This is a genomic window from Marvinbryantia formatexigens DSM 14469 (assembly GCF_025148285.1).
Taxonomy (GTDB): Bacteria; Bacillota; Clostridia; order Lachnospirales; family Lachnospiraceae; genus Marvinbryantia; species Marvinbryantia formatexigens.
The window spans coordinates 4,533,806-4,560,535 of sequence record NZ_CP102268.1 but is presented as its reverse complement, the minus strand read 5'-3'; the positions used below and the strand labels follow the sequence as shown (position 1 = coordinate 4,560,535).

Sequence of the window (26,730 nt, the reverse complement as noted above, 5' to 3'; positions counted from 1 at the left end):
CAGGAGGGAAAATATGAGGAAGCATAATGCAGTAAAAAGAATATCAAGTATGGCATTTGCGGCAGCAATGGTAATGTCCGTGGTGAATCCGGCGACCATTTACGTCCAGGCGGCTCCCACTGCGGATGAGTGTTACGCAGAAGGGTACGATGTCAATGTACAGTTAGAGGCGGAGGGCGCAGTCCTTTTGAAAAATGACGACAACTGCCTGCCGCTGGCAGAGGGAACAAAGGTGACCATGCTGGGCGCTATGTCCTATAACTACGTGGAGGGCGGCACAGGCTCCGCCGGAGGACAGGACGACGAAAACACCGTTATGATGAACGATGCGTTTATCGAGGCGGGGCTGGATGTCAACGAAGAGGCGTGGAGCTGGCTGGAGGAGCAGTGCGGTGGCTACCGGAACAACGGTGACTCCAATCCGGGCGCAAGCGCCGGTGAGGACAGCGGCGATGATATTTTTGGAACAGGCGGCGCCGGCGGCGGTGACTGGACAAGCTACACGACGGTACACGAGTTCAGTTCCGATGTTTATGAGAGCGGCAAGGATGTACTGACAGCAGATGGTTATACAGATTATGCAGTCGTAACCTTCTCGCGTTCCGGAGCAGAGGGAGCATCGCCCTCTATGGATTATGACGGGGATGGAAGCACGCTGACAGGAAGCACCTATCTGGAGCTCACCCAGGAGGAAAAAGACCTGCTTGCGTTCTGCAAAGAGAATTATACGCACACCATCGTGCTGATCAACTCCGCAACTGCAATGGAACTCGGCTTCGTGGATTCGGAGGAGTACAACGTAGATGCCTGCCTGTGGATCGGACATCCGGGCGAGGCAGGTGTGGTAGGCGTCGGAACGATTCTGACCGGACGCACAAATCCGTCGGGACGCCTGGTAGATACCTACGCATACGATATGACAACGAATCCGACCTATTACAATACAGATGACAACCGTTATGCAAACGCTGACAACCAGACCTTCTATCAGTACGAGGAAGGCATCTACGTAGGCTACCGCTATTACGAGACAGCGGATTCTGTAGGCTACTTCGATTCCGAGGAATTCAGCAGCATCGAATTTAAGAACGGAACAGCTACGGGCTATGAGGAGGTTGTACAGTATCCGTTCGGCTACGGTCTTTCCTACACAGAGTTTACTGAGGAAATCACCGCTTCCGATGTCAGCCTGGAGGCGCACGGTACGAACAGCGTGACCGTGACGGTGACAAATACCGGCGATGTGGCAGGCAAAGATGTGGTAGAGCTTTACATGGAAGCGCCGTATCAGAGCGATACCGATAACTTCGGCATCAAGGGCGTCGGACTGGAAAAGGCGAAGGTAGTGCTGGTCGGATTCGGAAAGACCTCCACACTGGAGCCGGGCGCTTCTGAGGAAGTGACGATTGAATTTGATACTGATGACCTGGCATCCTTCGATAACTTCGGACAGGGCTGCTATGTTCTGGAAAAGGGCGACTATAAATTCAACGTGCAGAAGGACGCGCATCAGTGGGGCGAAGAAGGCAGCGAGAACGCGGCAAGCGATTCAGAGGCAGTGACGCTGGAGACCTCCATTATCTATGATGAGAGCGGCGATGTGGCGGACGCAGAGTACGCGGGAGCAAGAGATTCCGATGTAACAGTAGCGAAAAATGCGATGGATGATGTGACCGCGGGTGACGGAAACATGCTGGAGGGCTATCTTTCCAGAAATGATATTGCGGGCGGCATGGCGACCATCATGGAGCATACCTCCAACGAAGAGCCGAATGAAATGCTGGCGGACGGCATTGCAGAGGCGCTTGCGGTAAAGGGAACAGACAGTGTGGAATATACCTTTGAGACTTATCTGAAGGGCGAAAAGACAACCGTAACAGAGACGATTTATGCAAACGGCAACAATATGATGCCTTTTGCGGAGACAACACCGGACGGCGAGGATGCAGCGGCAGTGGAAGATCCGCTCTGGGATCAGACCTACTATGTAGTAGAGGGTGAGACAACGGAAAGCGGTCTGCCGGTAGTCGTGGAGGAGGAACCGACAGAGGGCTCCTATCATAAGCTGACCGTGGACGATATGGCAAATGTGCCGATCGATACCGAGGAAGGGCTGGCAATCTGGGATATGCTGGCATCGGAGACCTCTATGGATGAAGCGATTGAGCTGCAGGGCAACAGCGGCTGGAAGGTTCCGGCAGTGAGCAGCGTTGGAAAGAGCGAAGAAATTGCAGTGGACGGACCGGGCGAACCGGGCAACGGACAGTACAGCGGCGGTACCTGGTTTACCTGCGCCGTTACGATCGCAGCGACCTGGAACAAGGACCTTGCTTATGCAGAGGGTGTTGCTTACGGCAACCAGTGTGTACTGTACGGCATCGGCAATGCATATGCACCGGCAATGAACCTGCACCGCTCCCCGTTTGGCGGACGTAACTTTGAGTATTATTCTGAGGACGGACTGCTCTCCGGACAGATTGGCGGCAACGCAGTTTCCGGAATCATGTCCACAGGAACAAACGTATTCATCAAGCACTGCGCGCTGAACGACGGCGATACAAACCGCGGCGGAAACACGACCTGGGCAAATGAGCAGGCAATCCGTGAGCTTTACATGGTACCGTATGAGATCAGCATCAAGGAATATGGTGCAGACGGTGTGATGGGCTCCCTGAACAGAATCGGTATGAGCTGGTTCCACTATGGAATGTACAAGACCATGATGAGAGACGAGTGGGGATGGCACGGTATGCTCATCACCGACGGCGACGGAGGTACCGGTGACGTTTACAATACACCGCAGGCAATGCTCTGCATCGAGGGAAGCATGCTCAGCATCAGCAACTATATCAACGCTTCTGCAACAGTAGATGCATACGGCGATCCGACGGAATCTGTTTATGCGCGCTATATGCTCCACAACATCATGAGAGACGCACTTTATCAGTATTGCGGCTCCTCGGATGCGGCGGCAGAATAAATAGGACTGCCCACTGTGCTTACAGCAGCAGGCAGACGATACAGAAAGATTTCAGAGAAATTTCCGGCGGCGCTGCAGAGCGCTGCCGGGGATTATGCAAAGATATGGAGAAGGAGGGTAATGGCAGAATATGAATAAAAAGAAAATAACGATGCTTTGTCTGTGCGCCGGGTTGGCGGCGGTTCCGGGAACGGCATATGCGCAGGAGACGGCGGAGACGGAAATTGCGGCGGAAGTAACCCAGGAGGAAACTGCAGCGGAGGAGAGCACGGAAGCGGCAGCAGAAGAGACGGCTGCGGACGAAGCGGCTGCAGAGGAAATCGCGGCGGAGAATTCAGATACGCAGCTTCAGGCGCCGACGGATTTTGTGTTCGACCCGAATACCGGGGAATACTCTTTTCAGATGACGGACGAGCGCATGGGCTATTATTTTATCCGTATTTATCACGTGGATGAGGAGGGCAATGAAACAGGAGAATATGTCGTAAGCTCCAGGCGCATCAAAGGCGGCAGCACAGGGGAAGCAAGCGGCACGCTGGATGTATCTGCAATGCCGTGGGGCGGTTATCATATCAATCTGGTTTCCTTCGCACCGGCGGGAACGGACTACAGCAGCCCGGAGGCAGTGACGCTGAAGGCGCATTATGGAATCGGGAAAGCGCTGGAGCGCCCGGAAATGCTGATACTTACAAGCGGAAATCAGGCGGAGCTGATCGTAGACTGGTATTCTCTTTCGGATTATCTCTACTATGAATATCTCCCCGATATGAAATTTACGTTTTATTCTGACGCGGAGTGTACGCAGGAGGTATTCTCGGATACTGTAGACCTGGCGGCACTTCCGGACGGAGACGGCTACGAGGCGATCCCGCCGGCAAACGGCAGTGCCTGGGGCTTTGCGATGAATCAAGGAGAGCATCTCTACACGGTGACATCGGAAAGTGAGCAGGGAACGCAGGAGGTCAGCTTCTCCTTTATCAACAATATCTTTACTTACACCTTAGATGCGGGCACTTACTATGTGACCTGCCAGGCGCTTTCAAAAGATGAATATTGTCTGGATTCCCAAGCGAGCACGGCGGTGGAAATCGTTCTTACGGAGGGAGAGAGCACGGAAGAATTTACGGCGGCTTCCACGGAGCTGTGGACAGACCCGGCATATGGCTTCCAGCGCATGTATGCGAGCGCCGGCGTCCAGACAGACCGGACAGATTTTGCGGGCGACCAGGAGGTATACGGCGAGCTGCTGGAATAAGAAGAGAAAATGGAGGAAATGTGAGATGAAGAGAAAAAAACTGTGGGCGCTTGTTTTATGCGCGGGACTTTCTGCGGCGGTGCCGTCCGCGGCATATGCCGGGGAAGTGGTGACAGAAGCGGAAACCGAGGCTGTGGAAACAGAAGCGGCAGAAGCAGAGGCGCCGGAGACAGAAGCGGCGGATACGGTGGAAACGGAGGCTGCGGAAGCATCTGAGGACCAGCTTGGCGCGCCGACCGATTTTCAGATCGATCCGAATACGGGGGAATATTCCTTCAACGCGACGGATGAGCGGGTGGGCTACTACTTTGTGCGATTTTATGCGTTGGATGAAAACGGCAATGAGACGGGCGAATATATTACAAGCTCAAAGAGAATCAACGGTGGCAAGACGGGGGAATATTCCGGCACGCTGGACCTTTCCGGCGCGGCATGGGGAACCTATCATGTAAATCTGACCTCCTTTGCCCCGGCGGGAACGGACTATGCAAGCCCGGCTCCTGTCACCGTGAGCATCCAGTACGGCGTGGATCAGACGCTGGAGCGTCCGGAGCTGCTGGCGATGACGAGCGGCAATCAGCTTGAGCTGGTAGTGGACTGGTGGACACTGTGCGATTACGCTTTTACGCAGTACATGCCGGAAATGAAGTTTACCTTCTACGCGGATGCAGAGTGTACGCAGGAGGTACAGTCGGAAACGGTCGATCTGCAGCCGCTGATGGATACCCTGCGCAAGAATCCGCCGGGCATGATTTACATCTGGGGCTGGAGCACGTCGGAAGGACCGCATTTTTACACGATTACTTCTGACAGCAACGAATCAACGTTTGCATTTAAAAATGATATTTATACCTATAATCTGGAGCCGGGCACCTATTATGTGACGGCGCAGGCATTGTCGAAGGACGATTACACAAAAGACTCCCAGGTGAGCACGGCGCTGGAAATCACGCTGACAGACGGGGAGTGCACCGAAGAATATACAGCAGTTACAACAGAGCTTTGGACAGACCCGACGCTGATGGATATGCCGGGGGCAAATCCGGGGCAGCAGGAGGACCGCGTGGATACTGCGGCGGCCCAGGGAATTTCCGGACTGCTGCTGGAATAAAAGATTAGAAGGAGTGGAGGTTATGATGAACAGATTTTTTCACTACAAGGACAGAGGCGGAACGATTGGAAAGGAGATTACAGCCGGACTTGGCATGTTTTTCCTGTCGGTCTGCGGATTATTTATCAATATGCAGCTAATTGCAAAGCTGAGTATTTCCGGGGAATATGCGGCGGCGACCTCGCAGCAGATCGCCGTCAACGGGGAATACTACGCGCTGACCTGGTTCCTTTCTATGATTATCGCGTTTGCCGGCAGCCTTCTGATCGGTCTGGTTGCCAGACTGCCGCTGGTGCAGGTCTCCGGGCTTGGCATTTCCACGGTTCTGGTGTCCATGATAGGAATTGAGACGGGGCTGAACTACTATAATCTGTTGTTTGTGTGTTTTATCAGTTCCATCATATACACCGCTCTGGTGGCGGTGCCGGGAGTAAAGCAGTTTATCTTCCGGGCACTGCCGCAGCCTGTGCGCAGGGCGCTTCCGGCGGCCTCCGGGCTTCTGATGGCGTGGATCGCCCTCCAGCTTACCGGAATTATAAATCTGACGGCAAGCAATATCACCATTTACGGTGCGGGCACCAACGGTCTTACGGAAAATGAGAACGTTCTGCTCTCCGGCGGCGTGGCGCTTTCGCAGTATTCCTATTCAACGGATAAGTATCATCCGCTGCTGCTGATCGGAACGATCGCGGTAATCTTTACGGTAATATTGTTCCTTATTGTACGCCAGCGCACGAAGCGACCGTTTTTTATCTCCCTTATGGGCGGAACGGCATTTTACCTGCTGGTGAGCATCTTCCGGGTGTGCTTCGACTGGAAGACGAAGAAATTTGCGCTGGATTCCCTCTGGGGACGCCTGTGGATGGTGGGAAGCGAGGATGCCATGCAGACGCATCTGTCCGCTATGCTGAAGAGTTTTTCCTTCACCAGGGTGCTCACAAAAGGTTCGGATTTCAGCGCCTACACAGAAGCAGGCGGAAGCGTGGCGCTGCTGTTTGCGGTGGGAATCCTTACCTTCCTGCTGCTGAACATGTACGAATCGGAGGCGGCGCTGCAGGCGGTATCAAAAGCCACCGGAGTATTTGATGCCGACGAGCAGAAGGATGTCCAGAAGGCGCTTCTGTGCAATGCGGTGATCAACATCGCGGCTCCGCTGATCGGTACGACGCCGGTAAGCATCGGAAAAGAATCCGTTGCTGCAGGTAAAGACGGAGCGAAGTCGGGACTGGCATCGGTGGTGGCGTCCATCGGATTCCTTGTATCCATCTTTGTGTGGATCGTACCGTTTATTTTTGCAACATCTTTTTCCTATGATATCAGTTTTAACCTGTATGGTCACTACGGAACGGTGATGCAGCTTATGGCGGAAACCGGATTTGTAGTTGCCGATATCGTTATGGTTCTGGTCGGAGTATCCATGATAGCTGGCAGTATGTACCCCGAGCTGAAAAAATTTACAGAAACTGCCCCCTTTATGACAACGGTAGCCGGAACGTTACTCCTTTCGAATCTGGCAGCCGGAGCGGCGCTTGGAACCGTCTGCTACGTGATTACGGCACTGGCAGAGAAAAAAGAGGAGGGGGACACCCGGTCTCTTCTGTGCCGCATCGGTATACCGCAGCTTGTCTGGTGTGCAGTATCTGTCATATTGCTGATGCTTATGGTAATCCGCTGAACAATAGTAGATGAGGCTGTGAAAAAAATCCTCACCGGTGAAGAACGTTTTTAGGTTTAAATGCCTGGAAGCGTTCTTTATTTTTCTGCATTTACTGGGAGGCAGGCTATGTCTAAAAATTGTCTGAAAATTCAGAGAACTTATCTGTAAATCCTCTTGCAACAGGGGGAGGTTTTATGGTATGGTAAACATAACGGGATTATTATACGGTGCTGGAAGACAGTGAGACCGGATGACCGGGGAAGGAGTGTGAGGACAGATGGCGAAAGTGAATCTGCCGTATGGTATTGATAATTTTGAAAAGGTGCGGGAAAGTAATTGCTACTATATTGATAAGACGGGATTCATCAGGGAACTGCTGAGTGAAACGTTTGATGTGAACTTGATTACCAGACCGCGCCGTTTCGGAAAAACGCTCACAATGAGTATGCTTGCGGAGTTTTTTGACATCCGCAAGAATAGCAGGAAACTTTTTGAAGGGCTTGAAATTTCGAAATACACAGAGTTTTGTTCGGAATGGATGAACCAGTGGCCAGTGCTGTTTCTGACGCTGAAGGATGTGGAGGGCGACTGCTTTGAAGATGCATATGGAATTCTGGAAAAGACGATTTCAAAACTCTGTATTGAACACGCATATTTAGCGGATAGCGATAAGGTGGATCTGACTGACAGAGCGGTCTTTCTGGAACTGAAATCAAGGAAAGCAGATATTACGGATGTACAGTGCTCGCTGGATACACTGCTCCGCATGATGAAAGTATATTATGAAAAAGAAGTTATTCTGCTGATTGATGAGTATGATGTTCCTCTTGCCAAGGCCAGCGACAATGGATACTATAAAAAAATGTTGAATATCATAAAGATAATGCTCGGCATGGTATGGAAATCTAATCCGAATTTAAAATTTGCTGTGGTAACCGGATGCCTCCGGATTGCTAAGGAGAGCATTTTTACAGGAGCGAACAACTTTATTTCCAATTCGATTTCCAGTAAAAAATACCAGGATTGCTTTGGGTTTAGCGAGGCAGAAGTGACCGCATTGCTGGATGCTGCTGAACTGCAGGATGCTTTGCCTAAAATGAAGAAATGGTACGACGGGTACCTCTTCGGCGAAAAAGAGATATACTGTCCGTGGGATGTGATTAACCATGTCAGGGCTTTGATGACGGAACCGGATGCAAAACCCGGAAATTACTGGATCGACACGAGTCATAACAACATCATCCGGCGTTTTATCGACCATCCGCAGATCAATGTCAACGACAAATTTGAGACCCTGCTCGCCGGAGGAGTGATCCAGGAGCCGATTCGCGAGGACCTGACATATGACATTGCCCATTCCACAGAGGATAACCTGTGGAGCATCCTGTATCTGACTGGATATCTGACACAGGTTCTGCCGGAGAAGCTTCCGGAGGAAATGCAGCCGGAGGACGGGAAAATGGCACTGCGTATTCCGAACGAGGAAGTGAAATCCGTATTCAGCAGTACGGTGAAAAAGTGGTTCGAGGAAAGAATCGCGGCGCAGGACCGCACCGCCCTGTTTGAAGCATGGTGGGGCGGCGACGCAGAGAAACTGACGCAAGAGATTACGGACATTTTATTTGATACGATCAGTTATTTTGATTATAAAGAAGATTATTACCATGCGATGGTCACGGGCATGTTCCTGGGAGCGGGATATGCGGTGAAGTCAAATGCAGAAGCCGGAACCGGCAGGGCGGACGTTATTATAAAAGAACAGCGGCGCAGGCGTGCGCTTGTGATCGAGGTGAAATGGTCCGGGAAGAAAGAAAACGGGAACAGCCTGGAAAAAGAATGCGCGGATGCGCTTCATCAGATTGAGAAGAAACAGTATAAGAAAAACCTTGAGCTTGAAGGCTATAAGACCGTGCTGTGCTATGGCGCAGCGTTCCGGGGAAAGACTTGTCTTATAAAGCTGGCAGACTGATGATGTTGAGATACATGGAACGCATAAAGGGATTGATGACTGGCTGATAGAAGCCCGTCTGTTGAAAAACATGAAAGTTGGTGTCAATGTAAATACAGAAAGGATTTTGAATTATGCCAAATGAAGCAATACTAAGCAGCGACCGTGATTATACAATATTCCAATTTGGGAAATACATTATTCGGTTTCGTGCACCGTATTCATTAGAAAAATATACGGAAGTGAAGGAATGGGATAATGGGTATCTGGTAGTCATGGCAAAGTATGCGCACAATAAGGAGGCAGAAGAAGAATATATTGATTTGGTGCCAATATTGCAGGCACTCTATTTTGATGCGGATGATTTTTTCAAGCCAATCGAGAAAGTGAGGATTTCCTATGACGGAGGTTGTTGCTGGAAGCAGGTCGAAACCAGATTTTGAGAGAGTACCAGCGAGCAGCATGACGGCGGAGCAGTATATTTAGAGAAAAATAAGGATCCCCTCTGGAAGCGAATCTGCTGACAGAGGGGATTTACGGCTACTATTTTGCTGCGCTTATATTTTCTGTTATCCATTCCTGTATGAGTGGCACATCGACATGGAATGCCCGTGCAATCTGCTCCAATGGCAATCCCATATCCGCGAGTATAAAGGAGGCTTCTTTTGCTTTTTGCATTTCGCCTTTTTCAATGCCTCTCTCAATACCCTCTTCAATGCCCTCTTTGTAAATCTGTTCCATTTCCCGACACATAGAATCAACTCCTTCTCTGGTTTCTTTTAATTCACGTACCCTTTCTGCCAGAACCTGGCTGTACATTTCATCTGCGCTTTTGCAGTGAAAATCATGCATGAGCCTTCCGAGCTCCGTATTCTCCTGTTTACTGGAATTCACATACACGATATGTGAACCATCGGGGAAACTCTCGCTGTTTTCCCTGATCTCCCGATCGATATGATAAATGGGAAGGCCATACCCAAGTGAATCACGTACAGTTATGAATATTACATAGCTTTCCGGAAGTTCATCAAAATCCTGTCCGGGATTAAGTATATTCATATCCATCAGCCCGCTGTGATACCGGGCGCGTTTTGGAGAGGCACCCTCATTAGTCTGCTGGATTTCCACATTGAAATATCTTCCGTCTGTATCCGTGGCAACACAGTCCATAATTGCGGAACGCCCCTGCAAGTTTTTGAAATCCTTCTGCAGGAACTGCTCAAGAACCTTTAATCCTTCTTTTTTCATTATAACCTGAAGAACGTATTCTGTACATTCTGTTTTTCTGAAAACATTCCGCATAAACATGTCGCTCATAATCGTCAGATTTTTCAGAATCTGCTCATATTTTTCGTAGCGTGCATGTAAAGTATTATCTGCGGGCTGCCCGTTTTTCATGTTGAATCATCTCCTTTTTTGCGTACATTGTCTGATATTTTCCGATAAGAGCCATTTTACGAAATCCCTGGTAGCAGAGTCTGCCAGTGTGAGTCAGACATATAATCATATTTAATAATATACAACAAAATTATGAAAAATGTATGTATAAAATATAATTTGTGATTGAATTATTCAATATGGGAATATAATGGAGCTTGCTTTGTCATAGAATTTTCAGAAATGGAAAAGCTGAAAATATTGAACAGCAGCGGACGAAGAAATGCGGATATTCCCTCTTGCTTCCGGACAGACCATGTAAGATATTAACAATGCATGAAGATATGTGATTGTTAAAAATTAACAAATTCAAGGGAAATAAAAAGAATAAAATTATGCACAACAATGAAAATTTTTAAAAAGTGCCAAAAAAACACCCTAACTACACTTTCGGATAGTGGATTTTTGCTATTTTCCGTGATATAATGCAAACGAAATAACATTTTTTACCGGGACAGGAGTTGACACCATGAGCAAAGTAAGCGATAATCCCATCTTTGACAGTTGAGAAGGCTAAAACACCTCGCAAACCCAGTGTTTATGCTGGTTGCAAGGTGTTTTGCTCTTGTTTTGAAGTATGGTATTTTATTTTCTCCCTTTACTTTTTTTCTGGATTGTTTTCATTTGGCTTTTTGTAATGAATTGAAAGTCTGTTTCAAAACCACATGCTTCGTGTAAGGCATCGGTTAGTTTGTCCCGTGTATAAAGTGGCATGAACCCCTGTTCCTGTACATCAGCAAAATTCATGGATTTCAGTTTGTCCAGGATTGTTTCACAGGTATAGGCATTTCCCAAACTTTTTTCAAGGTAACGGTATATGACTAATGCAAGAAAACAGATCAGGAAATGTGCTTTGATACGCACATCGTCATGAAGAAATACAGGTCTTGCTTCAAAATCTGTTTTCATGATGCGGAAACATTCTTCGATTTCCCAACGGCCCTCGCTTACTTTTAAAATATCTTTTACGTCATCATCTAACAAATCTGTAGTTACAGCGTACATTCCATCATAGAGCGCTTCGGTTTCTATTTTATCTGTATCCAGATAATTCTTGATTTTAGCAGCTTCTCCTTCTTCTGTAACTGCAATCTTACCTATAAATCGTGCGGGATCGTTCGGGTTTCTGCGTTCTTTTTTTACTTTCCCGGAATGGAGCATTTTTTCGGCACGCTCTACCTGTGCGTCACGTATTGCTTTCTGATATTTTGCATATTTAGGAGAGTAAGTGACAATGAGACGCTGGTGCAGTGAATGAGGGGTATATGGTTCATCCTTATAATACAGGCCGGCATCATCCTCTGTAAGTCTGGAAAGATCTGCCGGAGAATCATCGGAAACACGTTTAAAGCCAGTTTTGTCCAGTGCCCATTTCCTGTCATCTTTATTCAGCTTTTTGATGGACTGGGTAACAATAAAAGCTCTCTGGCCTGCATGGTTTATTCTTTTAATGGCTTCTGAACCAAGTCCGGCATCACTGCAGTAAATAAATTTTGTACAACCAAAGTCCTGGAGGACTTTTTCTTCCAGAGGTTTTAGTGATGTTTGTTCATTCGCATTTCCGGGAAAAAGGGAAAAAGCAAGAGGAATTCCAGCTCCGTCCATAAACATCCCCATTTGAATGATTGGATTAGGCCGGTGTTCTTTTCCTTTCCCGTATTTTCTCTCCCCATCTTCCTGCTCGATCTCAAAGAAATAGTTTGTACAGTCATAATAAAGTATCTTATCATCTCGTTTTCCGAGAAGATGACTGTTTTTATAAACTTCAGACTGGATGAAATCGCATTCATTTCCCAGGACATCAAGAGCCCGGTATATATCATGTAATTGATAAGAAGGTTTTTCCAGGAATTCAGAAGCTATCTTAAAAGAAGAACGCTTACTTGCTGGTTCCAGAACCCTGGCATAGATCAGATCGGAAAGGATGGCATTGATATCATACTTAAATTTATATTTATCTCTGAGCTTTCGGCAAGTCTTATCAAGCTGGATACGATAGTAAAAGGCTTGTGGAAAAAGATATCCTCCGCGGTAAAAGACCTGCTGACTATAATCCAGCTTCTGGTCAGAGTGAAAAGTTATCTGAACCGACTTGGCCTGCTGTTCTTCTTTGTATCTGAGTGTTTCCAGTCTGGCTTCCTCTCTGGCCCATTTCATGACATCATCGCGGGTAGGACCGTGTTCTGGAAGAAGTTCTTTCAAGGTTCCGAGTTTTCGAATAATAACAGAAGTGCTAACACCTTTGTTATTGACGTAACCTTTCGTAATATAAAATGATTCCGAATTTTTTGATTTTGATGTTGTAACTCTCATATAAAAACCCTCCTGGCCCTTATTATACAATACATTGCAATAAAATACAATATAATAAAACAAAAAAGTTGACACAAAAAACGCAGGCTTTATGCGGCCTGCAGAGGATTTTTCGATTATTCAATTGTCAAACTCCCGTGCTATTTTCCGTGATATAATGCAAACGAAATAACATTTTTTACCGGGACAGGAGTTGACACCATGAGCAAAGTAAGCGATAATCTGAGAGCAGAGCAGACTGATGTTCTGATTTTTTGTGGTGTCTTCCATACAGGATACAGGGAAACCGTCAGGAGACGGGTGGCAGGAATGCCGCCCGGCTTCTGGCGGTTTTTTGCTGCCATGCATCCGGAGGAAGCTGCCGGTGGCAGGTGTCATCCAGATGACGCAAAAAACTCTGGCAGGATGTGCACCCGCGTGAATGGAAGATGTCAGCAGAAGCTGACCACGCGTGGCACGGCAGAAGTGTGCAGGCACACTTCTGTTCCTGCCGGAAATCCGGCAGGAGCTTACAGGAATGTTAAGGGACACATACAGGGATACAGGAGGTGACGGCGGTGCAGGATGAAAGCAGGAAAAGAGGAAAAAACACAGCAGACAATGACGTATACATAAGACCGAAAGCAGCAGAACGGAAACTGAAAGCAGCACTGGAGCTGGGGATGGTGGCGTACCTGTACGGCGTCACCGGCACCGGCAAGACCAGGCTGGCGAGGGAGGTGCTCGCACGGAAACAGTACGAGTATTATTCCGCACGGGAAACACAGCCGGAAGAGGTGGGCGTGAAGCCGGACGGCCAGGAGCGCATTGTGGTGGTTGACGACCTTTACACCGTCACCCTGCAGGAAATAAAGGAATGCTGGGCAGCCCTTTTCCGGAAGCTTGCCGGGCAGGAGGGTGTCCGCCTGGTACTCGTTTCCCGCGCGCCCGTCCCCGGATGGCTGCTCCCGCTCCAGGTGGAATACCGGTTCGCGGAGATCGGGGAGAAGGACCTCTGCCTTACCAGGAGGGGACAGGACGCGTACCTGGAACTGTCCGGCATCCGGCTGGAGCCGGAGGCGGCGGACCGGGCATGGGAGCTGGGGAAAGGCCACCCGGTATCTCTGAAGCTGCTGGCGCTGGAAAACGGGGACGTGGACCTGGCGGTAAAGAACATGTGGCTCTGGCTGGAGAACCATATCTTCGACCAGTGGGAAAAGGAGCTTTCCGAGTTCCTGATGGAAACGTCCATCGTGGAGAATTACACAAAGGAGCTGGCGGCGATGATCACCGGCAGGGATGACGTGGACGCGCTGGAAATGTACGGGGAATACGGGGATGCGGAGGACATCCGGCGGGTGCTTTCCGCCAATGCCCGGAGGAACCCGGCGGCAGGCTCCTACTTCGAGCTGCGTGGCTACTACCTGTCGCTTCCGGAAGAGATGATACTGGGCGACCCGGTGCTGATGTGCTACATGAGCATGCTGCATTCCATTTTAATGGACACGGAGGAGAGCGAGCGCTGGTACCGGGAACTGGAGGAATATGCAAAGAAACACAGCGGCGGCGAACGCCGGGAGGCGAGGCGCAGGCTGTTCTACCTGGACATCGCCCTGCCCCACAGGGGGAGCGCGGACATTGCATCACTCATAAAGAACGCGGGGAGCCTGCTTCCGGGGCAGAGGACGGCGCTGCCGGAGTTTTCCGTGACCACGAACCTCCCCTCCCTGATGAACGGCGGGAAGGACTTCTGTGAGTGGAGCAGGCATGACCGGGAGCTGGCGGCTTCCATCGGGAAGGCGGCGTCCATCGTCCTTGGGAAGTACGGGAAAGGGCTGGTGCCCCTTGCCCTCGCGGAGAGCGGCCTGGAGAAAGGCATGGACAGCTTCGAGGTCATGCGGCTGGCGGAAAAAGGAAGGATTGCCGCGGAAGGCGGCGGGAAGACGGAGCTGTGCTTTGTGGCGGCGGCGCTGCTTGCGTGGGTGGCAGTCCTGAACGGGAACGCGGAATTCGCGGAGGATATCATGACAGCCTACCGGGAGCGCGCGGAAAAGGAAGCACCCCGGACGCTGCCCAACGCGGATGCCTTCCTGTGCAGGATATACCTGTACCGGAGGCAGCCCGCCAGGGCAGCGGAGTGGATGGAGAAGGCACCGGACGAGAACGGGACGTTCTGTACGCTGGAGAGGTTCCGGTACCTGACGAAAGCGCGCGTCTGCCTGATGGCAGGGAAGACCGGGGAAGCCCTGGCGCTCCTGGAGCAGCTCCTGTATTATGCGGAAAAGATGAAGCGCACCTATATCCACATGGAAGCATCCCTGCTCCTTGCCATCGCGCTGTACCGCGCGGGGCGGGAGGAATGGAGGGAGACCCTGCAGGGCTGCGTCACACAGGCGGAAAGCTACCATTTCGTGCGGCTGTTCTCCCGTGAGTGCGGCACTGCGCTGGACCTCCTGGAAACAGCGGATCTCACCTGGCAGGATGGGGACTTCCGGACAGAGGTGCTGGATGAGTGCCGCAGGATGGAGAAATTCTATCCCCGCTATATGGAGCAGGGGACGGACGCCGAGGTGCGGCTGCCGGAGCAGGCATTGAAGGTGCTCAGGATGCAGGCGGAAGGCCTTTCCACGCGGGCGATCGCGGAGCGCATGGGGGTAAAGGAAAACACTGTGAAATACCATAATAAGGAAACATACCGGAAGCTGGGTGTGAACACCCGGACCGCCGCAGTCAATGAGGCGAGGAAACGGAAACTGATATAGACATGCCGGCGGAGCCGGAAAAGGCAGTTTTGGAGGAATGCAGGATGGGACAGGTAACCAGAAAAAAAAGAAGGAAGAGGCGCCCCGCGGCACTGGCGGTACTGCTGGCAGGGATGCTGGTGATGCAGACAGCAGTACCGGCGTATGCCGGGGAGGAAGCCATCATCATAGAAGAAACAGGGGCGCAGGCAGAGCAGACTGCAGTGCTGGCAGCAGAAGCGTCCGGGGAAACGGCGGAAGAAACGGGAGCGGAAACATCCGCGCAGATGTCTGTGGAGGCTGTGGCGGAGACACCGCAGGATCAGACCGAAGAAACACCGCCAGTACCGGTTACGGAAACGGTCACGGAGGCACCGGTTACGGAAACGGTAACAGAGGCACCGGTGGAAACAGTGACGGAAACGCAGGAAGGGACACAGACGGAAATAACGGCGGACACGGAAGCGCAGACCGGCACGGAAAGCCCTGGTACACAGGGGCAGGAAACAGAAACCGGGACAGAAAACACGGAAGCAGGAATGCCGGGGGACGGCACGGAGGCAGAAAGCGGACCGGAAACAGAGACGGAAAGCGAAACGGAAACAGAAACAGAGACGGAAACAGAAGAAATCGCGGACATGGAACTGCAGTCTGCCGGGACCACAGCGGTCTGCGCCCCGGATGCAGGAAGCCTGCCGGACAATGACACCTTATATGCCGGCTATGCGCAGCGGATCCTGTATGGCGGGATCTCCCTTTACAGCAGCAGCTACGGGGAAAGCACCCTGACGGGGCTGGACCTGAAGATATACCGGTTACTGAAAGAAAGAATTACGGCGGTTGCCAGCGGCACGGCATCTTCAACATCCTTCACACTTACGTGGGAGGAACTGGGGATCACGCAGACGACCTGGACGGAGGAAGAACTCGGCGTTCCAATATGGAAGGACGAGAATAAGCCTATGAACGGTCTTGCAGAAGAAGCCGAAGCGGCAGTCCTGAAAGGAATCGGTTATGATGCAGGCCGTGTCCCCGCTATCATTTCCGCCCTGCTGGCGGACTGCCCGTATGAGCTGTACTGGTATGACAAATCTGCCGGGACAGAATATACGCAGATACCCGTGATGGGGGCAAGTTACATCAAAGGAAATAGTTCAATTTATTTCCTGGATAAAGGGATAACCATCAGCTTCTCCGTCGCCGGTGATTATGCAGGGGACGGGACATACACAACCGATACATCAAAAACAGGCGCGGCATCCAGGGCGGCAGCCACCGCGCAGCAGGTGGTAAATGACAACGCAGGGAAAACAGATGTTGAGAAGCTGACCGCATACAAAGATTACATCTGCAGTGCGGTTTCCTATAACAGCGCGGCGGCAGGCGGAAGCATGTCAGAGGGCGGCAACCCGTGGCAGCTTATCTATGTGTTTGACGGGGACAGCTCCACCAATGTGGTCTGCGAGGGTTACGCAAAGGCATTCCAGTATCTGTGCGACCTTGGCGGTCTGACCTGCTATACAGTGACCGGCACTATGACCGGCGGAACCGGTGCGGGCGCTCATATGTGGAATATCGTCACACTGGACGGCAAAAACTACCTTGTGGATGTGACAAACAGCGATGAGGGAACCGTCGGGCAGAACGGCGGACTGTTTCTGGCTGGAACCAGCGGCAGCGTGGACGGCGGCTACAGCTTTACGGCAAACGGACAGGGTGTGTCCTATACCTATGACGGGGACACGAAAGCCCTATATGGTAGCGGTATCCTGTCACTGGCGGACATGGGATACGGCGAGACGGCGGCTGCCAGTGTGGAGGCAGACGGGGTGACCGCAGAGTATGCGGATATTATGGAAGCGTTTGGTTCCATACAGGACGGGCAGACGGCGACGGTCACACTTCTGAAAGATGTGGAAATTGAGGCAGGAAAGAAAATCACCGTCAGCGGCGACGTTACGCTGGTGGGCGATGGACACACCCTTTCCGGGACATATACAGACTATGGAATAAGCGGTCTGCTCAATATTCCAACTGGTGCAAAACTGACTATCACGAGCGGCATATTTGTGAATTCAAGTTTGGCTTATTCCAAAATTTATACTGTGTACGTCAATGGCGGCACACTGGTCATCGGCGGCGGGACGATTACAGCCACAGGCAGCAATGGTGATGCGGCTGCCGTATGGGTTAATAGCGGCTCAGCCGAGATCAGCGGAGGTACGTTCACCGGAACAGTCTCCGGTTATTACAGTGGCTACGGCATTTATGACAATAGTAACGGCAATGCGAAGCTCGCCAGCGGCACATTCACTGGCAGTTCCTCGGCGGTGTATGTTATTTCGGGCAAAGTTAGCAATCTGCTGGAAACTGGGTATATCTATTACAAGGATGGCTCTTACGCGGCTGGTGATAGCAACAGCTTGGGTTCCGGCACCTATACGGTGGTCAAGTGCGAGAACCATAGCTGGGGCGCATGGTCTGACGCAGGCGACGGCACCCACACCCATGCCTGTGAATACTGCGGGAAAGAGAATGCAGAAAGCCATAACTGGGGCAGCTGGTCCAATGATACGGCTTCCGGCAGGCATGTGCATATCTGCGAGGTCTGCGGAGCATCGGAGGGGGAAGCGCATGAATGGGGCACAGGAGAAACGGACAGCTCCGGAAACTATATCCTTACCTGTACAAAGTGTGATGCGCAGGCAGTGGCCAGCGTGAGCAGGGACGGCGGCAGGACGGCAGATTATTATGTTTCCATAGAGGAAGCGTGGGCAGCGGCAAAAGAGTTAAGCAATGGGGATACGCAGACAACACTGACGCTGCTCCAGAATGTTACAGTCAGCACCACGCTGACCGTGGAAAGCGGCGACGACATCATCTTTGCCAGTGCGGAGGGGACGGATCATACCCTGTTCGGCGATACAAACGAAACAGACGGCGGTCTGATCAATATCACAGGCGGTACGTTTACACTGGCGAGCGGAACTGTCAAAAATGGCGAAAATGGAAGCAATGCCATTGCAGTAAGTGGCGGCGGTAAATTTATCATGAACGGCGGTTCGGCAGTCGCGCAGGCGGACGGACATTCCGGTATCTGCGTATACAGCGGGGGAACGGCGGAAATCAATGGAGGAAGCGCCAGCGGATATAATGGACTGGCAATCGTAGACGGCGGTTCCGGAACTGTTTCCGGCGGAACCTTTACGGGAACCTATCTGGTTGCTGATAATTCGGCTGCGGTACTACTAAGGAATGTGAGCGGAACGCTGCAGACAATACTGGAAGAAAAAAAAGCTTACTATGAAGTGAAAGATGACACGAAAACTCTGATCACTGACATGACTGACACAAGGCTGTACGGTACGGTAACAGTAGAGGACTGTACCCATAGCTGCGAAAGCTGGACGGATGACGGGGGCGGAGAAAATCACAGCGGAATATGCGTGGTCTGCAAAGCTCCCATGTCGGAACCCCATGACTGGGATGAAAATGGAAAGTGTACGGCGGTTGGCTGTACTGCGCAGGCGGCAGCCAGCGTGACCGTGAATGGTGAGAAATCGGCATATTATGCTACGATTGAAAAAGCATGGCAGGCGGCGAAAGGCAACGCCGGAGGCGCAACTGTTACCCTGTTTTCCGATGTGACGGTAGCTTCGGCTCTGACCGTGGATGGGAATGACAACATCACCTTGACCAGTGAAGTAAAAAACGATGGGAATGACACATATACAATCAGCGGGAACGGGTCCGCTGTCATCAGCATTAGCGGCGGAAGTCTGACCCTCGAAGCAGGAACTGTGGCAGGGCGGGAGATGTATTCTTCTTCCGGCGTGACGATTACCGGTGGCAGCTTTTACATGGAAGACGGCAGTGTTTCCGGATATATGGCATTAGACATACAAAACGGAGAGGTTTACATTTCCGGCGGAAGTGTGAAGGGTGGTACCAGTGAGGGCGGATATGGAATCAATGCGATTGGAGGCAGGATAGAGCTTACCGGCGGCACTTATTATGGGGAAAGCGCGGCTATTATAAATATGGATAGTGGGCTTCAAGGCGTCGCGGTCAGCAACCTTCTTGTCGAGGGCTACGCCTTTAAGCAGAACGATTCATGGGTAAGTGATACCAGTATCAGTGAATTAAAAGGTACGGTCACAGTGGCAAAAGTCCCGATCCAGAGCGTGAGCATTTCACCAGCCACGACTACGATTACCTACGGCGACACTGCAACCACACTGACAGCTACTGTAACACAGCCGGATGACAGTGCCAATGCCGTTACTTATCAGTGGTACTTAAACGGTGAAGAGATTGCCGGGGCAACAGGGGAAACCTACACTCCCGATAAGCTGGATGCAGGAGAGTACGCATACATCTGCACCGCCACTGTAGACGGGTATTCCCTGTCCGGAACAGCAGCCGCTGTTACTGTGAACAGGGCGGATATTGAGAATGCAGTGGTAACGCTGAAAGGCACCCGTTTTGAGTATCTTGGCGGGACACTGGAGATTGGCGTTCAGTCGGTTGAACTGAACGGTACCAAGCTGAACTATGGAACAGATTACACATATAGCGGCTACACCGGAAAGGACGCTGACACTTACACCGTTAAAGTGGAGGGAAAAGGGAACTACACTGGCACCGCCACAGCTACATGGGAGATTTATCCGAGGGAATTGAACGTAAAAGACTGGACGATTGAGAAGATTTATGACGGTATGACAGACATCGTCCTGAACGGCACAGAGTTTCAGCTTGATGGCGGCTATCCCTGGTACGGTCAGGATGATGATATAAAGCTGGATGCCAGCGGCGTCACCGCACAGTTTTCGGACGCTTCGGCCGGCGAAGGAAAAGACATCACCTATACCGGAGAGTTTACCCTGACCGGCAAGGATGCAGGCAATTATATTCTGAAAGAAATGCCTGCTTCCCTTACCGGAACCATTACACAGCGGAAGATTACCGTTACGCCGGATAGCCTGACCAAAGAATACGGAGCAGATGATCCTGAACTGACTTACCAGCTTACCAGCGGTTCACTGCTTGCCGGGCATACCCTGACCCTTGGGCGTGCAGAAGGCGAATCCGAGGGAAGCTATGCTATCAATACATTTACGATCGTGGATGAAGACGGTAACGATGTTGCAGGAAACTATGATGTAATACTGGAAGCTGTGGATTTCCAGATTACCAGGTCCGACCTTGCCACTGCCACCGTGACGCTTGAGCAGGACAGCTTCATCTACGATGGCACCGAGCACAAGCCCACTGTTACTGTGGTTAAGAACGGGAACACCCTTACGGAAGGCACGGACTACACCGTGACCTATGAGAAGAACGTGGATGCCGGAACTGCCTCTGTGACCATCACGGCAGTGGAAAACGGTAATTACTATGGCACCCGGACAGTCGAGTTTAAGATTGAAAAGGCTACTCCCAATCTTGGTACTGTGGGCTATACCGGTACCATTTATCCTGACACGGCGCTGGCGGATGTTGTGCTGACCCGGACCGATGACACTGTACCCGGCACTCTGGCGCTAAAGGCAGGCCAGACACTGATTGCAGGTACCGGAGAGTATGACTGGACTTTTATTCCGCAGGATACCGACAACTACAATGAAGTAACCGGTACTGTCACGTTGGAAGTGGTAACAGACCCGGATGCAACAGCCTATACCATTACCATTCCGAAAACTGCCGTTGCGGGCGGAGATGCCGTCAGCGTTGGAATCAATAAAGAAGAACCATTCAACTTAAATGGCGGAACAGTCAGCGTTTCTGTCAGCGATGGAATTGATGAAAACGGGAAACTGACTTTAACGAATACAGATGGTTCCGGAAGCAGTGTGACATCTGCGATGTATGTGGGTGAAACGCCGATCACGTCATTTACGGACCGGATTTTTGCAGTATTTGAATCCCCCGATGATTCCCCGGTATCCTTATCCTTTAAGGCACCGACAGAAACAGACATCCTGGCAGGAACCTACGAGGGAACCGTCACATTTTCGATTGATTATACAGCAGCGGAAGGAGGGACGACAGAATGAGCAGTAACAACCCGAAAGGGAAGACAGGAAAAATCCTTCTTCTGATCGTGCTGGTAATCCTGCTTGTGGGAGCCGGGGTATTTGTGGGGCTGAACTGGAATACCTGGTTCGGGGAGGATACCCCGCAGGGCGGCGGTCTGACAACGGATGAAAATGCCGAGGACTGGACCGGCGAGCAGGATGTGTATGAAGGGGAGAAAAACACGGACACCATTGATATCCCCGGATACGGGAGCATCACCCTGAAGGCGGATTCCGCAGAGCAGTCCGTGAACCTGTACAACCCGGAGCAGAATACCTGCTACTTCCGCATGACGCTGCTGCTGTCAGACGGCACGCAGTTATGGCAGTCCGGCCTCATAGAGCCGGGAAAGGGAATCTATGATATCACGCTGGAGCAGACGCTTGTCACAGGAACCTATGAGGATGCGGTGCTGAAATATGAATGCTTCGCGATGGATGACGCACAGACGCCGTTAAACGGCTCTGAAATAAAATTAACATTAAATGTAATCAATTAAAGGAGGATCACCATGATGAAAAACAGAAAGTATCTTACAAAAGGACTTGCAGGAGTGCTTGCAGCAGGAATGATCGCAGGAGGGGCACTGACCGCTTTCGCAGCGGATCCGCAGACCGGTTCCATGAGCGTGACATTCACGAAAACGGCACCTGATTCAACATTCACACTCAGCATTCCGAGCAGTGTGACACTGCTGGAGGATAAGGAAGTAACGGAGAAAGTAGGACTTTCCGCTATCAGCGTAGCGGATACGGAGAAGGTGCAGATCAGGGTGGCATCCGGAATCACAAACGGACAGGTAACCCTTACGGACAACGATATCAGCAGGAGTGTTTCCTCGACGGTAAGCCTGGACGGCACGACGGCAATCGGGAATAACGCGGTAGTAGCTGAATTTAGCGGTACCTCCACCACACCGACAACCGGAGGCACACTGCATTTCTCCGCAGTCGGCATCGATGCAGAAGTGGGAAATTATACCGGCACGATCACCTTTGAAGCGTCGATTGTAGACAAATAAATCTCCGGGAGGCGGCATAGGCATGGAAACAGGGAAAAAACGGAAAAAAAGAGCTGTGGGCGCGGGTCTTGCAGCGGCTGTCCTGGCAATGTCCGTCTGCACAGCGTATGCCGCTGACGGCAGCCAGTCGCAGTCCATGCAGCTTACCATCCAGAAGGATGCGTCCTACACAATGTCCATCCCGAAGAGCCAGAATATCGTTTTTGGAACGGTGGACACAGAAATCGGCAGCCTGTCCGTGACGGGAGAGATCGGAACAAAGCAGGAGGTCCGTGTCAGCGTGGATACCACGGAATTTACGGACACTGCGGATGCCGGGAACCATTTCCCGTTTGCACTCTGGCAGGGAAGCGGGGTATTTACCGGGAAGACCTGGAGCAGTAAGGAACTGGAAGACGGCGGGACATCCGTCCCTCTGACCGTCCACATCCCCAGCGAAATATGGGGGAAAACCAGTCCGGGCACCTACCGGGCAGTGATCACCTTTGCGGCAGAGCTTGCTGATACACAGTAAGACCGGAGATTTCAGAGAGGAGGCGGGAAAGTGGGATTTTTAAAGAAAGGGATCCGGACACTGGCGGAAGCGGCGGCACTGTGCCTCCTGCTCACTGCGCTCCCGGCGCCTGTGCAGGCGCAGGAGGCGCAGACCGGGCAGGACAGCCAGACCGTATTGACTACAAAGGTGGACGGACATCCGGATACTGTGGAAAAAGGCAGCGGGGAAGTGACGCTTGACGACGGGACGGCTGTGACCGTGGAAGGGGACAGCCTGCCGGACGGGCTGCTCTTCGTGGTGGAGCACATACTGGAGGAAGAAAACGGGGAAACCCACGACTGGATCGAGAAATGCATGGAAGGGCTTGGGACGAACCTGCATGTCTACGATATTTATTTTGTGGACAGCAACGGACAGCGTTATGAGGTGGACGGGCAGATTACAGTTACAATCAGCCTGAATGGTGCATATAGAAATCCATCCGTCTATTATGTGTCCGGACAGGGCAGCGTGACCCGGATGGAGAGCAGCGTATCCGGCGGTAAGATTTCCTTTGTTACCACACACAACAGCTATTATGTGCTGGCGGAGCAGCCGGAGGGCGGAAACGAAACGGAAACACCGGGCGGAACAGAGACGGAGACAGAAACGGAAACAGAAACCGAAAAAACGGGCGGAAAACAGACGGGGGACACGGGAACATCCGGGAAAACGCCGGGCAGCTCCTCCGGAAGCGATGCGAAAGGAACTGCAGCAAAGACCGGGGATGAAACAGACCCGATGCTGTGGATACTGCTCTGCGGAGGCTCGGTAATGGTTCTGCTGGTCTACGCGGCAGGAAGAAACAGAAGAAAAGCAGATTAAAAATAAAAAAGCGGGAACGGATACAATCTTCTGCTAAGCCGCTTATGTAAAAAAGCCCTTTGGCAGCATGATAAAACGTACTGCCAAAGGGCTGTGAAAATTTAGGGGCTTTGGACCCCGGCATCATTTATTTTCCGCGGTATTTCTCTTCGCAGTATTTGCAGCGGTAGACCTCTTTTTCCGGGTCAGTCAGGAGAAAGACATGGTCCAGCTCCTGCTCGATGGAGGTGATGCAGCGCGGGTTTTTGCATTTGATGACATTTACAATCTTTTTCGGGAGAGAAAGTTCTTTTTTCTCCACGATTCTGCCATCCTTAATGATGTTGACGGTGATGTTGTGGTCGATGAAGCCGAGGATGTCCAGGTTCAGCATATCGATCGGGCATTCCACTTTGATAATGTCCTTTCTGCCCATCTTGTTGCTGACGGCGTTTTTGATGATTGCCACGGTGCAGTCCAGCTTGTCCAGCCGCAGATAGTGGTAAATCGTCATGCTCTTGCCGGCTTCGATGTGGTCGAGCACAAAGCCCTCGTTCAGTGCGCCTACGTTTAACATGTGGTATCCCTCCATTTCAGCAGTGTGAGAATCAGTGCCATTCTTACATAAACACCGTACTGTACCTGTTTAAAGTAAACGGCGCGCGGGTCGTCGTCCACCTCCACAGATATTTCGTTGACGCGCGGGAGCGGGTGGAGCACCAGCATATCCGGTCCGGCAAGCGCCATTTTCTTTTTGTCCAGAATGTAGAAATCCTTCATGCGCACATAATCTTCCTCGTTGAAGAAGCGCTCGCGCTGCACGCGTGTCATGTAGAGAAGGTCGAGCTTTGGCAGAGCCTCCTCCAGGCGGACTACCTCCTCAAACGGGATATTATTTTTCTGAAGGACGTCCTCGCGGATGTAGCTGGGAATGCGCAGCTCCTCCGGGGAGATAAGGATAAATCTTACATTCGGATAGCGAATCATTGCGTGAATCAGCGAATGGACGGTGCGTCCGAATTTCAGGTCGCCGCAGAGACCGATGGTGAGGTTGTCAAGCCGTCCCTTCAGGGAGCGGATGGTCATCAGATCGGTGAGCGTCTGCGTGGGATGCTGATGTCCGCCGTCGCCGGCGTTGATGACCGGGATGGAGGATTTCATGGAAGCAACCAGCGGCGCGCCCTCCTTCGGGTGGCGCATCGCGCAGATATCGGCGTAGCAGGATACCATGCGGATGGTATCGGAAACGCTTTCGCCCTTGGAGGCGGAGGAGCTGGCGGCCGAAGAAAAACCAAGTACATTGCCACCCAGATTCATCATTGCAGCTTCGAAACTGAGTCGCGTTCTTGTACTTGGTTCGTAAAACAAAGTAGCTAATTTCAAACCATCGCATTTGTGAGCGTAGGCTTTTGGATTGGCTTCAATATCACACGCCAGATCCAGAATGTCGTTCAGCTCCCCGACGGAGAGGTCCAGAGGGCTCATTAAATGTCTCATAAATTGCATCTCCTTTTCTCTTTCTTACAGGTCTGCGCATTCCCTGCGCAGACCTCTTAGCTTCATAGTATACACTATAATTCCCCGGAAGAAAAGAAGAAAAAATGTTTTTTATGAATTTTTCAGGAGCTTTTCATAAAACAGTCCGGTGAGGAACCACAGGGGCGCATAATCCAGCCGGATAAGCCCGTGATAGTTGAGCTTTGCGTCGCTGTAATCCCAGGGACAGATGCCCCTTTTCTGCAGGAAGGAGCCGGTCAGATATTCCATGCTGAAAATGCCGCCCATATAGAGCAGCCCGCGCTTCAGGACGCCGAGCGGACGCAGGAGCACGGAAACCGGGCGGATGATGGCCGCCATGCCGTAGATGGGAAACATCCAGATGGAGGACTGCCCCATCAGCTTAAATTCCCCGCGGCGGAGGGAATCGAGACTGGTCCAGAGGATTTCCAGGCACCAGCCGCATACGCCGCACTTCAAAAAATTTTTCATAGTGTGAGTATGCGCAGATACAGCGGGATTTATGCAAGTTAGTGTTGAAAATCGCGGGTTCTGTGGTATAATGACGATAAATAAATAATAGCGAAGTAGGAATAAGCGCGTTAAGTTGTCAGCGGCTGGGGAGTCGCCCTGAACCGAAAAGCCCGCAGGGGTTTGCGATGCTTTTTCCGCACCCGTTGCTACATATGAGAACGCCTCATAATGTGGAGGGAATATTATTTATCTACTCTAAATACCGCGTCTGTATGTCGTCGGATGGCGGTGTTTTCAGGGCGGATGAAGTTTGTCCGTTGAAATCACATCATGGAGGTGTTATTTTTATGGAAAGAAATAACAAAACGACAATCGACACACGTACACTGGTCTTTATGGCGCTGCTGGTCGCCATGCAGATTATCCTCAGCAAGGTGGTCTCGGTGGACCTGGGCTTTGCGCGGGTGACTATCAGCAGTCTGCCGACCATTCTTGCCGGACTGTGGTTCGGTCCGGTGGCGGGCGGCTTATGCGGAATGGCGGCGGATATTCTCGGCTGTCTGCTGAAGGGCTATGCGGTCAATCCGCTGATCACGCTCTCCACGATGACCTGGGGCGTCATCCCGGCGCTGATGCATCCGCTGATGAGAGGTACGAAGCTGCACAGAACCCTGTATTTATGCCTCTCCATCGTATGCTGCGCGATCAGCGGGACGCTGGTTCTGACCACCTGCGGGCTGGTGCTGATGAATGGCTATGATCTGTACGCGATTCTTCCCGGCAGACTGATCCAGTGTGCGGTAATGATACCGGTTTACAGCGTGCTTGCCAATCTTCTGTATTTCAGCCCGCTGACAGAGGTTGTCCGCGGCAGCGCGGCGCACAGGACGGTGTGAC

The 26,730-nt window shown here is 51.5% G+C and carries 18 protein-coding genes and 1 riboswitch; of the genes, 13 read left to right on the top strand and 5 right to left on the bottom strand.

Annotated features, from left to right (window positions below; genetic code table 11):
- Positions 1-13 precede the first annotated feature (13 nt).
- The 6 genes from NQ534_RS21290 to NQ534_RS21265 all read left to right on the top strand — a co-directional run bounded on the left by NQ534_RS21290 (position 14) and on the right by NQ534_RS21265 (position 9,394).
- Entirely contained in the window at positions 14-2,980 is a 2,967-nt protein-coding gene (locus NQ534_RS21290) for a beta-glucosidase (protein ID WP_006864289.1), read from the top strand.
- Positions 2,981-3,110: 130 nt separating this feature from the next.
- Complete coding sequence (locus NQ534_RS21285) at positions 3,111-4,235, top strand: hypothetical protein (RefSeq protein WP_006864291.1); 1,125 nt, start codon at positions 3,111-3,113, stop codon at positions 4,233-4,235.
- 25 nt (positions 4,236-4,260) lie between these two features.
- Positions 4,261-5,346: an FxLYD domain-containing protein gene (locus NQ534_RS21280; protein WP_006864292.1), complete on the top strand. Its 1,086-nt coding sequence runs from the start codon at positions 4,261-4,263 to the stop codon at positions 5,344-5,346.
- 22 nt (positions 5,347-5,368) lie between these two features.
- On the top strand, positions 5,369-7,021 hold the full coding sequence (locus NQ534_RS21275) for a hypothetical protein (protein WP_006864293.1): 1,653 nt from the start codon (positions 5,369-5,371) through the stop codon (positions 7,019-7,021).
- 259 nt (positions 7,022-7,280) lie between these two features.
- Positions 7,281-8,972: an AAA family ATPase gene (locus tag NQ534_RS21270; protein WP_006864294.1), complete on the top strand. Its 1,692-nt coding sequence runs from the start codon at positions 7,281-7,283 to the stop codon at positions 8,970-8,972.
- Between the two features lie 113 nt (positions 8,973-9,085).
- Positions 9,086-9,394, top strand: a complete 309-nt coding sequence (locus NQ534_RS21265; protein ID WP_006864295.1) for a DUF7724 family protein — start codon at positions 9,086-9,088, stop codon at positions 9,392-9,394.
- Between the two features lie 100 nt (positions 9,395-9,494).
- Here NQ534_RS21265 and NQ534_RS21260 read toward each other — a convergent pair whose 3' ends face one another.
- Positions 9,495-10,349, bottom strand: coding sequence for an Rpn family recombination-promoting nuclease/putative transposase (locus NQ534_RS21260; protein WP_006864296.1), 855 nt, complete (start codon positions 10,347-10,349; stop codon positions 9,495-9,497).
- 624 nt (positions 10,350-10,973) lie between these two features.
- On the bottom strand, positions 10,974-12,701 hold the full coding sequence (locus NQ534_RS21255; protein WP_040785292.1) for an IS1634 family transposase: 1,728 nt from the start codon (positions 12,699-12,701) through the stop codon (positions 10,974-10,976).
- 557 nt (positions 12,702-13,258) lie between these two features.
- Between NQ534_RS21255 and NQ534_RS21250 the strand changes: the two genes are divergently transcribed.
- The 6 genes from NQ534_RS21250 to NQ534_RS21225 are packed head-to-tail and all read left to right on the top strand — an operon-like array spanning position 13,259 to position 23,883.
- Positions 13,259-15,442, top strand: coding sequence for a LuxR C-terminal-related transcriptional regulator (locus NQ534_RS21250; protein WP_242655418.1), 2,184 nt, complete (start codon positions 13,259-13,261; stop codon positions 15,440-15,442).
- A gap of 44 nt (positions 15,443-15,486) precedes the next feature.
- Positions 15,487-21,480 (top strand): YDG domain-containing protein, encoded by a 5,994-nt coding sequence (locus NQ534_RS21245; RefSeq protein WP_143115843.1) that lies wholly within the window; start codon positions 15,487-15,489, stop codon positions 21,478-21,480.
- Positions 21,477-22,001: a hypothetical protein gene (locus tag NQ534_RS21240; protein WP_006864222.1), complete on the top strand. Its 525-nt coding sequence runs from the start codon at positions 21,477-21,479 to the stop codon at positions 21,999-22,001. Before NQ534_RS21245 ends, NQ534_RS21240 begins: the two co-directional genes overlap by 4 nt.
- 12 nt (positions 22,002-22,013) lie before the next feature.
- Positions 22,014-22,523, top strand: a complete 510-nt coding sequence (locus NQ534_RS21235) for a hypothetical protein (RefSeq protein WP_006864223.1) — start codon at positions 22,014-22,016, stop codon at positions 22,521-22,523.
- Between the two features lie 22 nt (positions 22,524-22,545).
- Positions 22,546-23,037, top strand: coding sequence for a hypothetical protein (locus NQ534_RS21230; RefSeq protein ID WP_006864224.1), 492 nt, complete (start codon positions 22,546-22,548; stop codon positions 23,035-23,037).
- A gap of 30 nt (positions 23,038-23,067) precedes the next feature.
- Positions 23,068-23,883, top strand: coding sequence for a hypothetical protein (locus tag NQ534_RS21225; protein WP_006864225.1), 816 nt, complete (start codon positions 23,068-23,070; stop codon positions 23,881-23,883).
- A 127-nt stretch (positions 23,884-24,010) separates the two neighbouring features.
- Here NQ534_RS21225 and NQ534_RS21220 read toward each other — a convergent pair whose 3' ends face one another.
- The 3 genes from NQ534_RS21220 to NQ534_RS21210 form a co-directional block, all read right to left on the bottom strand.
- Positions 24,011-24,439, bottom strand: a complete 429-nt coding sequence (locus tag NQ534_RS21220; RefSeq protein WP_006864226.1) for an aspartate carbamoyltransferase regulatory subunit — start codon at positions 24,437-24,439, stop codon at positions 24,011-24,013.
- On the bottom strand, positions 24,433-25,359 hold the full coding sequence (pyrB, locus tag NQ534_RS21215; protein WP_040785294.1) for an aspartate carbamoyltransferase: 927 nt from the start codon (positions 25,357-25,359) through the stop codon (positions 24,433-24,435). The genes NQ534_RS21220 and pyrB overlap by 7 nt, the downstream gene beginning before the upstream one ends.
- Positions 25,360-25,470: 111 nt before the next feature.
- Entirely contained in the window at positions 25,471-25,851 is a 381-nt protein-coding gene (locus tag NQ534_RS21210) for a putative ABC transporter permease (protein ID WP_006864228.1), read from the bottom strand.
- Between the two features lie 89 nt (positions 25,852-25,940).
- Positions 25,941-26,041: riboswitch (THF riboswitch) on the top strand.
- 139 nt (positions 26,042-26,180) lie between these two features.
- Between NQ534_RS21210 and NQ534_RS21205 the strand changes: the two genes are divergently transcribed.
- Complete coding sequence (locus NQ534_RS21205; RefSeq protein WP_040785296.1) at positions 26,181-26,729, top strand: folate family ECF transporter S component; 549 nt, start codon at positions 26,181-26,183, stop codon at positions 26,727-26,729.
- Position 26,730 lies beyond the last annotated feature (1 nt).

Coding starts and splice junctions, on each gene's coding strand:
- NQ534_RS21265 (WP_006864295.1), top strand. CDS start 9,086: ATGCCAAATGAAGCAATACTAAGCAGCGACCGTGATTATACAATATTC.
- NQ534_RS21230 (WP_006864224.1), top strand. CDS start 22,546: ATGGAAACAGGGAAAAAACGGAAAAAAAGAGCTGTGGGCGCGGGTCTT.
- NQ534_RS21235 (WP_006864223.1), top strand. CDS start 22,014: ATGATGAAAAACAGAAAGTATCTTACAAAAGGACTTGCAGGAGTGCTT.
- NQ534_RS21275 (WP_006864293.1), top strand. CDS start 5,369: ATGATGAACAGATTTTTTCACTACAAGGACAGAGGCGGAACGATTGGA.
- NQ534_RS21220 (WP_006864226.1), bottom strand. CDS start 24,439: ATGTTAAACGTAGGCGCACTGAACGAGGGCTTTGTGCTCGACCACATC.
- NQ534_RS21255 (WP_040785292.1), bottom strand. CDS start 12,701: ATGAGAGTTACAACATCAAAATCAAAAAATTCGGAATCATTTTATATT.
- NQ534_RS21245 (WP_143115843.1), top strand. CDS start 15,487: ATGGGACAGGTAACCAGAAAAAAAAGAAGGAAGAGGCGCCCCGCGGCA.
- NQ534_RS21285 (WP_006864291.1), top strand. CDS start 3,111: ATGAATAAAAAGAAAATAACGATGCTTTGTCTGTGCGCCGGGTTGGCG.
- pyrB (WP_040785294.1), bottom strand. CDS start 25,359: ATGAGACATTTAATGAGCCCTCTGGACCTCTCCGTCGGGGAGCTGAAC.
- NQ534_RS21240 (WP_006864222.1), top strand. CDS start 21,477: ATGAGCAGTAACAACCCGAAAGGGAAGACAGGAAAAATCCTTCTTCTG.
- NQ534_RS21280 (WP_006864292.1), top strand. CDS start 4,261: ATGAAGAGAAAAAAACTGTGGGCGCTTGTTTTATGCGCGGGACTTTCT.
- NQ534_RS21270 (WP_006864294.1), top strand. CDS start 7,281: ATGGCGAAAGTGAATCTGCCGTATGGTATTGATAATTTTGAAAAGGTG.
- NQ534_RS21205 (WP_040785296.1), top strand. CDS start 26,181: ATGGAAAGAAATAACAAAACGACAATCGACACACGTACACTGGTCTTT.
- NQ534_RS21290 (WP_006864289.1), top strand. CDS start 14: ATGAGGAAGCATAATGCAGTAAAAAGAATATCAAGTATGGCATTTGCG.
- NQ534_RS21210 (WP_006864228.1), bottom strand. CDS start 25,851: ATGAAAAATTTTTTGAAGTGCGGCGTATGCGGCTGGTGCCTGGAAATC.
- NQ534_RS21260 (WP_006864296.1), bottom strand. CDS start 10,349: ATGAAAAACGGGCAGCCCGCAGATAATACTTTACATGCACGCTACGAA.